We start from the raw sequence: 13,297 nt of genomic DNA, 5'->3' as shown, positions 1-13,297 counted from the left end.
AAGGAGCACCCCATGAGTGACCAGAACGCCGACATCAACAACCCGGGTCCGCACGACGAGGCCGTCGACGACACGGCGGCCGAGCGCGTGGCGTCGACGACGAACCCCGGCCCGGACGTCCAAGCTGACGACCCCGCGGCGAGCGGTGAGGCAGACATCACGAACCCCGGTTCGGAGACCGAACGCGACGCCGCCGCCGAGCGCGAGGCGGAGCGTGTCGCGGACGTCACCAACCCCGGCCCGAGTTCCTGACCGCAACGACCCGTACTCAGGAGTTCGCCGGCGCGTCGGTCCGTTTCCTGGGCGGCGCGCCGGAGGACTCCTGAGAACGGTCGAGCTGCCCTAGTGGTCGGCGCGCGGCGGGCGCAGCCGGGTCTCCTCGATGTCGAGCATGGTCTGTGCCTCCGCGAGGATCCGCGACGGGTACGCACCGCGCGCCCGGGCGTCGAGCAGCCGCTCGCGTTCGGCCTGCACGACGGCGAGCCGCAACTGCCGATAGAGCCGGTGCGGAGTCTCGGCATGCGTCTCGCTCGGTGAGACCGACTCCCGCGAGCGCTCCCAGGCCGCCTCGGCCCGGAGGAAGGTCGACTGCCGGACCCGTTCGAGCAGGTCGGGGTCGATGTCCTCCTCGATGCCCACCGCGGACGCCGGATCCTCCAGCACACTGATGCCCGCGTAGCTGATCTCGTCGAGCAGGGTCGCGAGCTGGCGGCGATCCTCCGACTCGTCGATCCCCTGCACCCGCAGCAGTCGGATGAGCCAGGGCAGGGTGCCGCCTTGGACGACGAGCGTCACCACGGCGACCGTGAACGCGATGAGGACGAGCTGCTCGCGGTACGGCGTGTTCTCCGGGAGCGACTGTGCGGCGGCGAGGGTCACCACACCACGCATCCCCGACCAGCTGAGGATGACCCCACCGCGCCAGTCGATCTGTTCCTGCCGCAGCTGCTCGAGGTCGGCGCGCTGGCGCTCGTAGGCCCGCTCGCGGCGGCGTCGACGATGCCATCGACGGTTCTGTCTCGGGAACCGTTCCGAGTATCCCATCGACAGCCACCGTTGCAGCGTCTGGCGTTCCGCCCAACGTTCCCGTGCGCGGAGTCCGAGGACGAGTGGGCCGACCCAGAGGAACCGCAGCGCGATGAGTGCGGCCGTCGCCACCAGGCCGATCCCGATGGACTCCTCGACCGACAGGATCTCGGCGTCGACGGCACCGATGAGGGTGCGGATCTCGAGTCCGATGAGCAGGAAGACCGCGTTCTCCAGGAGGAACTGGATGGTCCGCCAGTTGATGCGGTCGCTGATCCGCGCCTGCGCCGAGAACGCGGCCGAACTCGCATGCCCGGTGTAGAGGCCGGCGACGACGACCGCGAGCACGCCGGAACCGCCGAGCGCCTCCGTCGGCATGAACGCCACGAACGGGACGGCGATCGAGATCGCGGTGTCGAGGACCGAGTCGTTGAGCTTCGACCGCAGCCAGACCGTCGCATACCCCGCGATGAACCCGACGATGATCGCGAGCACGACGGCGTAGAGGAAGTCGCCGACGGTCGCCCACGGCGTGAGCAGGCCACCGGCCGCTGCCGCGCTGGCCGAGCGCAGCAGCACGAGCGCGGTCGCGTCGTTCACGAGGCCCTCCCCCTCGAGGACCGTCAGCAGCCGGGGCGGGAGCCCGAGTCGGCGCCCGATGGACGTCGCCGCCACGGCGTCGGGCGGACTGATGATCGCACCGAGGGCGATGGCGGCAGCGAGGTTGAGGTCGGGCAGCAGACTGAAGAGCAGGAACCCGGCGCCGAACGCGGTGACGATCACGAGGACCACGGACAGGCTCGTGATCGTCGCGAGGTTGCGGCGGAAGTCCATGATCGGCACGCTGATCGCCGCGGCGTAGAGGATCGGCGGGAGGACGACGTCGAGCACGAGCTCCGGCTCGACCTCGATCTCCGGCACACCGGGGAGATAGGAGAGGCCGACGCCGACGATCACGAGGATGATGGGCGCGGCGACCCCGAGCTTGCGGGAGAAGGCCGCGACGGCCACGATCACGGCGATGCCGACGACTGCATACACCCCGAGTTCCATACCGGCCAGGCTATCGCCCGAGGCGCCCGCGGCACTCCTGGCAACCGTCGGTCGGCTGCCGGGGATCACTCCAGGAGGCCTCTGATGTCCTCTGCGGTGAGCGCCTGGCTGAACACCGCGTCGTCGTCGAGGACGGCGGCGAACAACTCCGACTTCTTCGCCTGGAGCGCCATGACCTTCTCCTCGATCGTGTCGGCGGCGACCAGCCGGTAGACCATGACGTTCTGCTGCTGGCCGATACGGTGCGTGCGGTCGATGGCCTGCGCCTCGGCCGCCGGGTTCCACCAGGGGTCGAGGAGGAAGACGTAGTCCGCCTCGGTCAGGTTCAGACCGAAGCCACCCGCCTTCAGACTGATCAGGAAGACCGGCGCATCCCCCTCACGGAACCGGTCGATGACCTCGCCGCGGCGCCGCGTGGACCCGTCGAGGTACTCGTAGGCGATGCCCTGCTCCTCGAGCCGGCGGGCGGCGTTGCCGAGGAACGACGTGAACTGGCTGAAGATGAGCGCGCGGTGCCCCTCGGCGACGATGTCGTCGAGCTGCTCGAGGAGGGCGTCGAGCTTGCTCGACGGGATGCCCGCGTGCTCTTCGGCGTCGATGAGGCTCGCATCGAGGCTCAGCATGCGCAACAGGGTGAGCGACCGGAACACGATGAAGCGGTTGCGGTCGAGGTCGTCGACGAGGCCGAGGAGTTTCTGTCGTTCCCGTTGCAGCACGAGGTCGTAGAGCTTCCGGTGCGCCGGTGCGAGTTCGATGCGGAGCACCTGTTCCTGCTTCGGCGGGAGTTCCGGCGCCACCAGCTCCTTCGTCCGGCGCATGAGCAGCGGACGGATGCGTCGTCGGAGCGTCTGGAGACGGCTCGAGTCGAGCCCCTTGCCGATCGGCTTGACGTAGTGCTCCGTGAACCGTGAAGCGGAGGCGAAGAGGCCCGGCGCGACGATCGACAACAGCGACCACAGCTCCATGAGGGTGTTCTCGATCGGCGTGCCCGTGATGGCGAGCTTGAACGGCGCACGGAGCTCGACTGCGCAGTCGTGCAGCTTGGCGCGATGGTTCTTGACGAACTGGGCCTCGTCGAGGATGAGCCCCGACCAGTCGCTCGCCTGGTACGCCGAGGCGTCGAGCCGGAACAGCGCGTAGCTGGTGACCACGACGTCGGCCCCGGCGGCGAGTTCCGCGATTGAGGCGCTGCCCTTCGCCTGCGTCGCGGTGATGCTGCGGACGACGAGCCCAGGGACGAATCGGGCGGCTTCGGCGACCCAGTTGGACACGACCGAGGTGGGCGCGACCACGAGGAACGGCGGCGTGGGAGCACCGGTCGTCTCGCGGGCATGGGCGATGAGGGCGAGGGTCTGCAGCGTCTTGCCGAGGCCCATGTCGTCGGCGAGGATGCCGCCGAGGCCGTGCTCCCAGAGGAACGCGAGCCAGCGGAACCCGTCGAGTTGGTAGGGGCGGAGCTCCGCCTGCAGCCCGGCCGGCAGCGGGGTGTCCGGAACGGTGTCGATGGCGTTCAGTCCGGCGGCGGCCTCACGCCAGGAGACGGCCTGCTCGGTCTCGTCGGCGAGGTCCTCGAAGTCGGCCCAGAGGCTCGCCTGGTAGCGGCTGATGCTCGGTTTCGTCTCCCATTCGGTGAGCGCCGCAGCCTCCGTGAGCAGCTCGCGTAGGCGGTCGAACGCGGGGTGTTCGAGCGAGAGGTAGGTGTGGTCGACCATGAGCAGTTTCGTGCGGCCCTTCGACAGCGCTTTGAAGAGGGGCTCGAAGGGGATGCTGTAGTCGCCGATGTGGATGACGATCCCGAGGTCGAACCAGTCGCGCTGCTCGGTCTCCACGGTGGTGACCGAGATGTGCGGCGTCCCGGTGAGCTCGGTGTACTCGGGCCGTTCACCGATGATCTCGACGAGGACGTCGTCGAGCGACTCGAGTACCGGGATGGCCCGTTCGGTGACGAGCGCCGCGTCGAACTCCTTCAGCTGCTGCGCTCGGGGCGGCCAGATGCTCGGCGTGATGAGCTCGTCAAGCGCTCCCGCGGTGATCGCCCGTCGCTCCGGCTCAGCAGCTGCGGCGAGGGCGGCACCGACGCGTTCGAGGATCAGCCGTTCGGCCCGCTCGTCGCGGAGGACGTCCCCGCCGTTCCCGGAACCGGACGAACCGGAACCGGACGACGCGGAACCGGCGTCGGCGACCGTCGTCGGGAGCGAACGGCCCGCGGCGAGCGCCGTGGACGTCCCACCGATCGGGACGCGTTGTGCCGGCGCGTACTGCCAGGCCCAAGCGAGCCGGAGGGACTGCTTCGGCTCGAAGGAGGCGGTGAGCACGAGCACGGGCGGCACGATCTCCGGGAGCACGACCGCGCCGTCGGTCGAGCTGAGCGCGATCGTCCGGCGGAGTCGGGGCACGTAGTGCTCCAGGAACTCCGGCACCTCGGCCGCTGGCACGAGGACGGGCTCGCCCGGGCCGAGCAACCCACGCGCTTCGTCGGACGACGGTTCCGCGAGTGGCGCGAGGACGATCGCCTGCCGCGGCTCCAGGACGTAGTGGTACAGGCCGTGGTCGCCGATGGCGCCGCTCGTCGAGGCGTCGACGTCCGTGCCGTCGATCGTCACGACCGGACGGAGGACGACTCCACCCTCGGCGTGCGCGGCGTCCAGCCGGATGGCGGCGGCGGCACCGAGGGCGACCGTGCCCTTGCGCGTGCCGACGAGTTCGATGCCGAGCTGTGCCGCCTCCTCGAGCAGGTGCCAGAGGACCGGGCTGCCGAAGTCGTCGATGACGAGCCAGTCCGCGTCGCCCGCTCCGGCGAACGCCCCGGCCGGCGGACGGGTGGCGCGCAGGAGCGCCTGGAACTGGGTGAACCACTGCTGGTGCGCCGGGTCGAGCGCCAGGCGGTGGCCCTGGTGTGTGAACGACGTCCAGGAGATCGTCGACTTGACGAAGCCGCCCCCGGCCTTCCGGACGACCGGTCGGACGGCGATGCGGCGCGGGTGCCGTGGGTCGGGCGGGCCGTCGGCGGTGCGGGACGTCGGGCCGCGCCAGCGTTCGGCCGTGCGCGGGATGCCCTCCCGGACCTCGAACTGCAGGCCCATCGCGGTGGGTGCGACGGCGCGACCGCCCTCGCCCGTGAGGGAGTCGAGGCGGTTGCGCCAGGTGGGTGGTTCCGGGGGTGTCGGTGGACTCGGCGCCCATCGCGCCGGGCGCTGGCCGGCCGCGGGACGCCACGCCTCGGGCAGGGCCTCGAGCTCGTCGTCCGCGTACATCGGACGATGCTCGGCCGGCTCGTCGAGATCGGGGTCGTTGATCGGCGCGGTCCACCGCCGGTCGGAACGCCAGGACGCCTCCCGCTCCGCAGGTGGCCGTTGTGGGGCCACCCACCGGTCGGAGCGGCCTTCCGCACGGAGGTGCGCCGCGTTGCTCTGGAGCAGGGTGGCGACGATGTGCTTGCAGTCACCGCGCAGGGGGCACGAACAGGCGCTGCCTTCGATGCGTGCGATCCCGCCCGAGTCGTCTCCGAGGTCGACGATGCACGCGTAGGGGATGTCGGTCGACCCTTCGACGATCCCGTGGACCCGGCGCTTGTCCGCGTTCCAGTCCACCGACGTCACGCGGCCGTCTCTCGCGTATCCGCGTCCGCGATCGAACGCCACCCGTCCGACGAGTCTGACGAGGTCGGCCACGTCGACGAGTGGTGCGGGATCGGGGGTCACCGCCCCATGGTCTCACGCACGCCGGACACCGCCCTCCGTCCCCTGGACCTGGTGACGGCGGCGCTCGCCAGCGGCCCGGTGAGGCGCGCTCGGCTCGTAGAATGAAGCAATGACCTCCCTCCCCCACGACGAGCCGACGAGCCCCACGACCGGCGACGACGCGGGCATCGATCCCACCGATCTCGAGGTCACCCTCCGCGTCCTCCAGCACATGGCGACGATGGACGAGGAGCACCCCGACTACCTCCAGGTCCGTCGTGCCACCGCCAAGATGTTCAAGGCCGTCAAGAAGGAACGCCGTCTCGACCGCCGCGCCCGGATCGCGGACGCCGACCGAGCGGTGATCGCCGCGACCGCGACCGGTGCGCCAGACCGCATCGACGACGAGACGCGGGGCATCCCGCTCGCGACCACGACCACCGCGCCGACGGCCGGCGAGCTCCTCGTGCCGCGCAATTGCTACATCTGCAAGCAGCCTTACACGACGGTCGACGCGTTCTACCACCAGCTCTGCCCGCAGTGCGCCGCCATGAGCCACGCGAAGCGCGACGCCCGCACCGACCTCACCGGGAAGCGCGCCCTCCTCACCGGTGGTCGCGCCAAGATCGGCATGTACATCGCGCTGCGGCTCCTCCGCGACGGTGCGCACACGACGATCACGACCCGCTTCCCGCGCGACGCCGTCCGCCGCTTCAGCGCCCTCCCCGACAGCGGCGACTGGTTGCACCGCCTGCGCGTCGTCGGCATCGACCTCCGCGACCCGGCCCAGGTCATCGCGCTCGCGGACTCCGTCGCCGAGCAGGGGCCACTCGACATCCTCATCAACAACGCCGCCCAGACGGTGCGCCGCACGAAGGGCGCCTACCAGCCGCTCGTCGACGCGGAGCTCGCGCCGCTGCCCGACGGCCCGCTGCCCGAGCTCGTCACCTTCGGCCACACGAACGACGCGCACCCCTTGTCGCTCGCGGCGTCCGTCTCCGCGCACCCGATCCTCGCTGCCGCCGCGGCGAAGGCGGACGCCCTCACCGAGGCCGCCATGACCGCCGGTTCGTCGTCGCTCGAGCGGCTCGCCGCCGGGACCGCGATCGACGCGGGCGGACTCGTGCCCGACGTCGACCACAGCAACAGCTGGGTGCAGAACGTCGACCAGGTGGAGCCGATCGAGATGCTCGAGGTCCAGCTCGCGAACGCCACCGCCCCGTTCATCCTCATCAGTCGTCTCCGTGCGTCGATGGCGGCCTCGGACTTCGACCACACCTACGTGGTGAACGTCTCCGCGATGGAGGGTGTCTTCGGTCGCGGCTACAAAGGCCCAGGCCACCCGCACACGAACATGGCGAAGGCGGCGCTCAACATGCTCACCCGCACGAGCGCACGTGAGATGTTCGAGACCGACGGGATCCTCATGACGAGCGTCGACACCGGCTGGATCACCGACGAGCGACCGCACCCCACCAAGGTCCGGCTGGCCGAGGAGGGCTTCCACGCCCCGCTCGACCTCGTCGACGGCGCGGCCCGCGTCTACGACCCGATCGTCCGCGGCGAGGCCGGCGAGCACCTCTTCGGCGTCTTCCTCAAGGACTACCGCCCCAGCTCCTGGTGAGTTCCAGGTGAGCGTCTGGTCGGAGGCCACGCGATGATCGGTCCGGCCGCCGTCCGGTTCCTCCGCGACGCACCGCTCGGCACCCGCGTCGTCGTCCGCTACCGGCTGCCCGAGGGCTCGGAGGCGGGGGCGACCGACGCACTCGGTGAACTCGTCGAGCGGACGACCGCGAGCAGCACGATCGAGACCAGACGCGGACCGGTCACCGTCTCGGACGCCGAGGTCGTCGCGGCGAAGGCCGTCCCTCCCGCACCGGCGCCTCGCGGACGTCGCCGCTCGCCCTAGGCTGAGCGGATGAGCACCGAGGCTTCCGAGGACACCGTGCCGGCGCAGGACCGGATCGAGGTCACGCTCCGTCGCCCCTGGTACGGCGCGCTGCAGCGTCCGACCGTGGTGTTCGACGGCCGCGGGCAACCGGCGCAGTGGGGCACGGGCAGCTGGCGGATCACCGGTGCCGAGGTGTCGTTCGAGGTCTTCCTCTTCAACCGGCTGTGGCGGTACGGAGCCGCCGGCACCACCCTGACCGCGGGGGTCGACACCTCGCTCGTCTACCGCGCTCCCCTGCTCCCGTTCCTGCCGGGTCGGTTCACACGGAGCTGAGCGATCACCCCGAGGGGCGTCGGTGGCCGCACCTAGGCTGTTCCGCGACCCTCAGGCATCAGCATCGGAGCACGACATGGCGAAACGCACCGGAACGACCGCACCACGACTCGACCCGGTCCGGCTCATCGGGCTGACGGACGGCGAGGAACGCGACCTGGAGGCGCACGACGCCGTCGAAGGGCTGCGGTTCGCCGACCTCGACCTGTCGCACCGCGATCTCTCGGGCATCACGATCTCGGAGTCGTCGCTCTCGGGGATCACCGCCGATCAGACGGACTTCCGTGCGGCGTCGTTCCTCGACACCCGACTCGCGCGCTGGGACGCGCCCATCCTGTTGGCTCCGAGGAGTCGGCTGCGCGATGTGGAGCTCGACGGCTCGCGGGTCGGGTCGGCGGACTGCTACGACGCGAACTGGCAGTCCGTGCGCGTCAGCGGGTGCAAGCTCGGCTTCGTCAACCTGCGCGGCGCGGTGCTGCAGGACGTCCTCTTCGAGGGCTGCACCATCGACGAGCTCGACCTCGCGGATACGACGGCCACCCGGGTCCGGTTCGTCGACTGCACGCTGAACAGCCTCGACGTCACCCGGGCCAAGCTCGCCGACGTCGACCTCCGCACGCTCGAGCTGCGGCGGATCGCCGGGGTCGAGCATCTCCGGGGCGCGACGATGACGCCGTTCCAGGTGGGCGAGCTCGCCGCGATGTTCGCCGAGCAGTTCGGCATCCGAGTCGAGGACTGACCTCCCCGGTGCGCCAGCGCGGTGCGCTGACGTCACCGCGGGTCTGTCGCGTGAGCGCGGGTCTCCGGAGACCCGCGCTCACGCGCGTGCCTCGCGCCCACGCCGGGTCCCCCGCGCTCGCGTCAGCGCATCGCGCTGACACCCGATGACCCGCGCTCACGCCGCCGCACCGCGCTGACACCCGGCCCATCAGCACCGGCTACCGGGGCAGGCGGACCCCGATGCGCTCCAGGTGCGCGTTCGTGAAGGTGCCGGCGGGATCCAACCGCTCGAACAGGTCCCGGGCGTCGGCGAGCCGCGGCGTGACCTCGGCGATCCGTTCAGCGGTCAGGAGGTTGAGCTTGCCCCAGTGCGGTCGGGCGCCGAAGGGCGCGAGTGCCTCCTCGATCGCGGGCAGCACGGCCCGCACCTCCTCTGGCAGGTTGCGCCAGGTGAAGTGCACGGCGAGCATCTCGCGATGGTAGGCACCACTCAGCCACAGCTTGTCGGGCGCGGCTGTGCGCAGTTCGGTCACGAGGAGCAGCGGGGCGATGCGGCCGCCGATGGCACGCAGCGCCGTGATCGCCGCGGGACCGTCGGCGCGGTCGATGAAGTACTCGGTTTGGATCTCGTCGCCGTTGCTCGGTGTCGACTCGAGTCGGAAGTGCGGCAGCCGCTCCCACCAGTCGCCGGGCACCCCGCCTTGCAGCGTGAGGTTGTCGGGGTCCGTCTCGACGAGGTTGCCGGCGGTCAGAGCGTCCCGCTGCACGCCGAGCCATGACTCCGGGACCACGGGCAGCTCGTCGTCACCGGCGACCAGCCGGGTCTTCCACCAGATCTGCTCGATGGTGTCGCCGAGCCAGTTCGTGAAGATGCTGACGCTGTAGGCGCCACCGGTGACGCCCTCGAAGTCGGCGAGGACCGCGTCCCACGGGACGTCGCGATAGACGTCCTGGCGCACCCGGTAGGCGGGCTGCACGTCGACGGTGACGCGGACGACGATGCCGTACGCCCCGAGACCGATGACGAGTCCGTCGAACCCAGGGTCTCCGCGACGGACGTGGACGAGATCGCCGGTGGCGTCGACGTATTCGAGGCCGCTCACGGCTGAGGAGAGGATGCCGTTGTCGTTGCCGGAGCCGTGGGTGCCGGTCGCGATCGCGCCGCCGATGGAGATGTGCGGGAGCGACCCCATGTTGTGGAAGGCGAGGCCGTGTTCGGCGAGCCAGGCGGCGGCGATGCCGTAGCGGGTCCCGGCCCCGATCGTGACGGAACCGGCCGCTTCGTCGAACACCGGGTCGGCGGGGATGTCGAGCACGGTGATGAGTGTGCCGTCGGAGTCGGCCAGGTCGGTGAAGGAGTGGCGGGTGCCGAGGGCGCGGACGCGCGTGCCGTCTCGGGCCGCGTCCGCCACCAGGGTGCGGACCTCGTCGATCGACGTGGCGTTCACGATCCGCGGCGCTGCGAAGGTGTGTGTGCCGGCCCAGTTGCGTTCAAGCGTCATGAGCGCAAGCTTGCCAGAGCGGGGACGACCCGCAGGCGTTCCCGAAACATTTCCGCTCAGGTGGCGGGTGGGGTGGCGTGCTTGTTCTCGAGGAGGATGCCGACGGCGACGAGGACCACACCGCCGAGGAACTGGGCGATGACCCAGGGGATGCCGCTGAACGGGAACGGGATGACGGGGTTCCAGACGATCGCCACGAGCAGCGTCGGGATCATCCAGAGCGGCTGCTTCGCCTGCCAGGCGAACACGGCCATGATGAGCGCGAGGATGCTCACGACGAACCGGACGATCGTGAACGCGTCGAGTTCGAGCAGCGCGAGTCCGAGCATCAGCGCGACCGCACCCAGGATGCCCGGGATGAGCGCCGGACGGAGGGCGAAGGGTGCAGGTGCAGGGGTCGGACTCGGCATCCCCCGAGTTTACGCGGAGGGACGTGGTGTCGACCGTCGGTCCGAGCCGCTCACGCCTCCTCGACGAGTGCGGCGAGTTGCTCGGTGACGATCCCCCACCCGGCATGGAATCCGAGCTCCAGGTGCTGGTCGCGCTGCGCGATACCGCTGTGGAGCGCGGTCGCCCGGTACCGGGTGCCGTCGGGGTGATCCTCCATCTCGATCACGGTCGTGATGAACGGGTCCTCGGCAGGCCGCCATCCGGCGACGAGAGCCGTCGTCCACACGAGACGCTGCTCGGGGACGACCTCGAGGACACAGCCGGTGATCTGCGGGACGAACGCCTCCCCGTCCTCGCTGAAATCCGTGCGGAACGACCCGCCGGGCCACAGCTCGAGGTCGAGGACCCGGCAGACGGACGGCGCGGGCACCCACCAACGGCCGAGCGTCGCCGCGTCGGTCCAGGCCGCCCAGACGACGGACCGCGGCGCACGGATGACCCGCTCCACCAGGAGGTCTCGAGCGTCGGCGGGTTCGGGTTGCGGATCGGAAGTCTCGTCCATGCGGTGATCCTCCTCGTTCAGTCGCTGACGCGGGCGAAGCGTGGGCCGTCGTAGCCGTCGCGTGAGACGGGTTCGACGAACATCGCGAGCGGTCGCACCCACGACGTGGGCGGGGTCGTCGTCGTCCGATAGAAGACGTGCGGCTCCTCCGTCTCGCTGTGACGCCCGACGCCGATCACCTCGTACAGCGCACCCTTGAAGTGCCGGTACATTCCGGGTTCGACGCCGAAGTCCGCGCCGTCGTCGGAACTGCTGGTCGTGTCGTCGTTCATGCCGCGATTCTAGCCAGCGGGCGTCGTGGAGTCAGGGTCCCACAGGTCCCGCTGGTACTGCCTGCACACGTACACGCGGGCGAAGCGGGACCTGACTTCCTCTTCACGATCGATCCCGACGTGCACGAACGCCGACACAGGACTGCTGAAGCCGGGCGGGGTGACAAAGCCGTCGGCATCGTCACCGTCGGACAGGTGGACGTGCAGGTAACGGTCTCGTTCGGTGAAGCCCATCCGTCGATACCACGCGTTGGCAGCAGGGTCTTCGCGGGTCCAGGCGTCGAGACTGCTCACGCCGCTGCCGCCCAGTCGCGCAAGCGCAGCATCCAGGAGTCTCGTCGCGATGCCCTCGCCCTGGTGGTCCGGATGCACGGCGACGGTGTCGATCGTCGCCTCCGCGCCGTCGACGCGGACGTCGAGCAGCCCCACCACCTGCTGCTCGGTGTCCACGGCGACGAGGCCGAACGACGGCTCCGACAGCTGGGGACGATGTTGCCGGACGTCGTCGTAGTACTGCGTGGAGAGGAAAGCGAGCACACGACAGCGCAGCCAGCCTGTCTCGTCAGCGGGCGAGAACGCGCGGATGGTGACGTCGTTGAGTGGGGTGGTCACGATGCCATCCATCGTAGGTGCGCCGCCCGCCCACTGCCAGGCTCAGCCGGCGGTCGGCACCACATCCCAGTGCTCGCGGATGAGCTTGTCGTCGACGCGGAAGAGGTCCGCCGCGAGGACCGGGTCGCCCGACTTCGCTCCGACGCTCTGCGAGAAGGTCCAGACGATGTCGCCGTCGCTGAGCGAGATGACCGACTCCTGCGGCGGGAAGCTGGAGGATCCGGAGAAGAACGACTTGAGCGCCGCCGTGCCGTTCGGAGCAACCGGGTTGTGTTGCAGGTACGCGGGGTCGAACGCCTTGTCGAGGATGGAGACGTCCTGGTCACGGAAGAGGGTGTTGTACGCGTCCACCGCGAAGGTCCGGTTCTGCTCCTCCTGCTCCTCGGTCGGCGCGGCCGCGGGCTTCGCCGGTTTGTAGAGGTCGCTGAACATGGTGTTGGTGTTCCCGCTCGCCGGAGTGCCAGTGGCGATGGGCTGATCGAAGGACCAACGTTCGACCACGGCGCCGTCGCGCAGACGGAACAAGTCGACCGCTGCTTCACCGGTCCGCTCGTCGGCCGGATCGGAGGCGACCTGGTAGTGCACGGCGACGAGGTCCCCATCGGCCGCCGTGTGCTTGACGACCGCCTGTGCCCCGGGGACGCGGCCCCGGTCGGCGGTGAACTCGCTGAGCAGCCCGCCCGGCCCGGCCTTCTGCCCCGAACCGTGTGCGACGGCGTCGGCGGCGATGAGCTTGTCGGCGGTCGCCTGCGCCTGCGAGGACGTGGGGTCGGGGAACGCGTCCGTGTACAGCTTGAGGACGGCTGCGAGGTTCTTCTGCTCGGTCTTGGAATCCGCGCGGTCGCCCATCGCGCCGCCGTCGTCGCGGCCGTTCGTCGCCGACGAAGCGGACGACGACGGGTCGGCGGTGGCCGCCGAGGTGGCCTGGCAGCCGGCGAGCATCGAGACGCCGGCGAGGACGACGGCGGTGCGGACGAGCGGAACGAGGACGGCACGTGATCTGGTCATGACTTCACTGTGCGACGCGGTGCTGTGCCTCAGATGAGGCGTCCCTGGGCGTAGCTGAGAATCCGTGTCTTCCAGTTCGATGGCGATACGCGACAACGAAGAAGCCCCCTCCGTCCCGGTGTTGCTCGGGTGGAGGGGGCTTCTGCTGGCGGTACCGGTGGGATTTGAACCCAGACGGACATCGCTCGCGTGAGCACCCGACGGCTGATAGACCCTATGAATTGGCGGAAATACGACCCATCGACACA

Annotated in this window: 13 protein-coding genes; 5 read left to right on the top strand and 8 right to left on the bottom strand. The window is 70.1% G+C overall.

The window, feature by feature from the left end:
* Nucleotides 1-12 precede the first annotated feature (12 nt).
* On the top strand, nt 13-252 hold the full coding sequence (locus QRN26_RS10580) for a hypothetical protein (RefSeq protein ID WP_285036620.1): 240 nt from the start codon (nt 13-15) through the stop codon (nt 250-252).
* Between the two features lie 90 nt (nt 253-342).
* Here the strand turns inward: QRN26_RS10580 and QRN26_RS10575 are convergent, their stop codons facing one another.
* Nucleotides 343-2,079, bottom strand: coding sequence for a cation:proton antiporter (locus QRN26_RS10575; protein WP_285036618.1), 1,737 nt, complete (start codon nt 2,077-2,079; stop codon nt 343-345).
* Nucleotides 2,080-2,144: 65 nt separating this feature from the next.
* The gene (locus QRN26_RS10570) at nt 2,145-5,780 is read right to left on the bottom strand and encodes a DEAD/DEAH box helicase (protein WP_285036616.1); all 3,636 of its coding nucleotides are present in this window, start codon (nt 5,778-5,780) and stop codon (nt 2,145-2,147) included.
* Nucleotides 5,781-5,889: 109 nt separating this feature from the next.
* On the opposite strand from QRN26_RS10570, the gene QRN26_RS10565 reads away from it, so the two are divergent.
* The 4 genes from QRN26_RS10565 (at nt 5,890) to QRN26_RS10550 (ending at nt 8,722) form a co-directional block, all read left to right on the top strand.
* Nucleotides 5,890-7,383, top strand: a complete 1,494-nt coding sequence (locus tag QRN26_RS10565; RefSeq protein ID WP_056008374.1) for an SDR family NAD(P)-dependent oxidoreductase — start codon at nt 5,890-5,892, stop codon at nt 7,381-7,383.
* A 33-nt stretch (nt 7,384-7,416) separates the two neighbouring features.
* Nucleotides 7,417-7,668, top strand: coding sequence for a putative acetyltransferase (locus QRN26_RS10560; RefSeq protein ID WP_285036613.1), 252 nt, complete (start codon nt 7,417-7,419; stop codon nt 7,666-7,668).
* A 9-nt stretch (nt 7,669-7,677) separates the two neighbouring features.
* Nucleotides 7,678-7,983: a hypothetical protein gene (locus QRN26_RS10555; RefSeq protein ID WP_285036610.1), complete on the top strand. Its 306-nt coding sequence runs from the start codon at nt 7,678-7,680 to the stop codon at nt 7,981-7,983.
* Nucleotides 7,984-8,059: 76 nt separating this feature from the next.
* Nucleotides 8,060-8,722: a pentapeptide repeat-containing protein gene (locus QRN26_RS10550; RefSeq protein ID WP_285036608.1), complete on the top strand. Its 663-nt coding sequence runs from the start codon at nt 8,060-8,062 to the stop codon at nt 8,720-8,722.
* A gap of 199 nt (nt 8,723-8,921) precedes the next feature.
* Here QRN26_RS10550 and QRN26_RS10545 read toward each other — a convergent pair whose 3' ends face one another.
* From QRN26_RS10545 to QRN26_RS10520, 6 genes are read right to left on the bottom strand one after another with little or no spacing between them, the layout of a single operon-like run.
* Nucleotides 8,922-10,205 (bottom strand): FAD-binding protein, encoded by a 1,284-nt coding sequence (locus QRN26_RS10545; RefSeq protein ID WP_285036605.1) that lies wholly within the window; start codon nt 10,203-10,205, stop codon nt 8,922-8,924.
* A gap of 56 nt (nt 10,206-10,261) precedes the next feature.
* A complete protein-coding gene (locus QRN26_RS10540) occupies nt 10,262-10,615 on the bottom strand; it encodes a DUF6804 family protein (RefSeq protein ID WP_056008389.1) in 354 nt (117 codons plus the stop codon).
* 50 nt (nt 10,616-10,665) lie between these two features.
* Nucleotides 10,666-11,157, bottom strand: coding sequence for an SRPBCC family protein (locus QRN26_RS10535; RefSeq protein ID WP_285036602.1), 492 nt, complete (start codon nt 11,155-11,157; stop codon nt 10,666-10,668).
* Between the two features lie 17 nt (nt 11,158-11,174).
* Complete coding sequence (locus QRN26_RS10530) at nt 11,175-11,429, bottom strand: DUF1653 domain-containing protein (protein WP_285036600.1); 255 nt, start codon at nt 11,427-11,429, stop codon at nt 11,175-11,177.
* Nucleotides 11,430-11,438: 9 nt separating this feature from the next.
* The gene (locus QRN26_RS10525; protein ID WP_285036597.1) at nt 11,439-12,041 is read right to left on the bottom strand and encodes a GNAT family N-acetyltransferase; all 603 of its coding nucleotides are present in this window, start codon (nt 12,039-12,041) and stop codon (nt 11,439-11,441) included.
* A gap of 42 nt (nt 12,042-12,083) precedes the next feature.
* A complete protein-coding gene (locus tag QRN26_RS10520) occupies nt 12,084-13,049 on the bottom strand; it encodes a nuclear transport factor 2 family protein (RefSeq protein WP_285036594.1) in 966 nt (321 codons plus the stop codon).
* Nucleotides 13,050-13,297: the final 248 nt, after the last annotated feature.

The sequence above is a fragment of the Plantibacter sp. ME-Dv--P-095 genome (genome assembly GCF_030209365.1).
GTDB lineage: Bacteria > Actinomycetota > Actinomycetes > Actinomycetales > Microbacteriaceae > Plantibacter.
Note: the sequence above shows the minus strand (reverse complement) of the source record. Positions and strands in the feature narration are given on the sequence as shown.

Coding starts and splice junctions, on each gene's coding strand:
- QRN26_RS10575 (WP_285036618.1), bottom strand. CDS start 2,079: ATGGAACTCGGGGTGTATGCAGTCGTCGGCATCGCCGTGATCGTGGCC.
- QRN26_RS10555 (WP_285036610.1), top strand. CDS start 7,678: ATGAGCACCGAGGCTTCCGAGGACACCGTGCCGGCGCAGGACCGGATC.
- QRN26_RS10535 (WP_285036602.1), bottom strand. CDS start 11,157: ATGGACGAGACTTCCGATCCGCAACCCGAACCCGCCGACGCTCGAGAC.
- QRN26_RS10520 (WP_285036594.1), bottom strand. CDS start 13,049: ATGACCAGATCACGTGCCGTCCTCGTTCCGCTCGTCCGCACCGCCGTC.
- QRN26_RS10560 (WP_285036613.1), top strand. CDS start 7,417: ATGATCGGTCCGGCCGCCGTCCGGTTCCTCCGCGACGCACCGCTCGGC.
- QRN26_RS10550 (WP_285036608.1), top strand. CDS start 8,060: ATGGCGAAACGCACCGGAACGACCGCACCACGACTCGACCCGGTCCGG.
- QRN26_RS10565 (WP_056008374.1), top strand. CDS start 5,890: ATGACCTCCCTCCCCCACGACGAGCCGACGAGCCCCACGACCGGCGAC.
- QRN26_RS10545 (WP_285036605.1), bottom strand. CDS start 10,205: ATGACGCTTGAACGCAACTGGGCCGGCACACACACCTTCGCAGCGCCG.
- QRN26_RS10580 (WP_285036620.1), top strand. CDS start 13: ATGAGTGACCAGAACGCCGACATCAACAACCCGGGTCCGCACGACGAG.
- QRN26_RS10530 (WP_285036600.1), bottom strand. CDS start 11,429: ATGAACGACGACACGACCAGCAGTTCCGACGACGGCGCGGACTTCGGC.
- QRN26_RS10540 (WP_056008389.1), bottom strand. CDS start 10,615: ATGCCGAGTCCGACCCCTGCACCTGCACCCTTCGCCCTCCGTCCGGCG.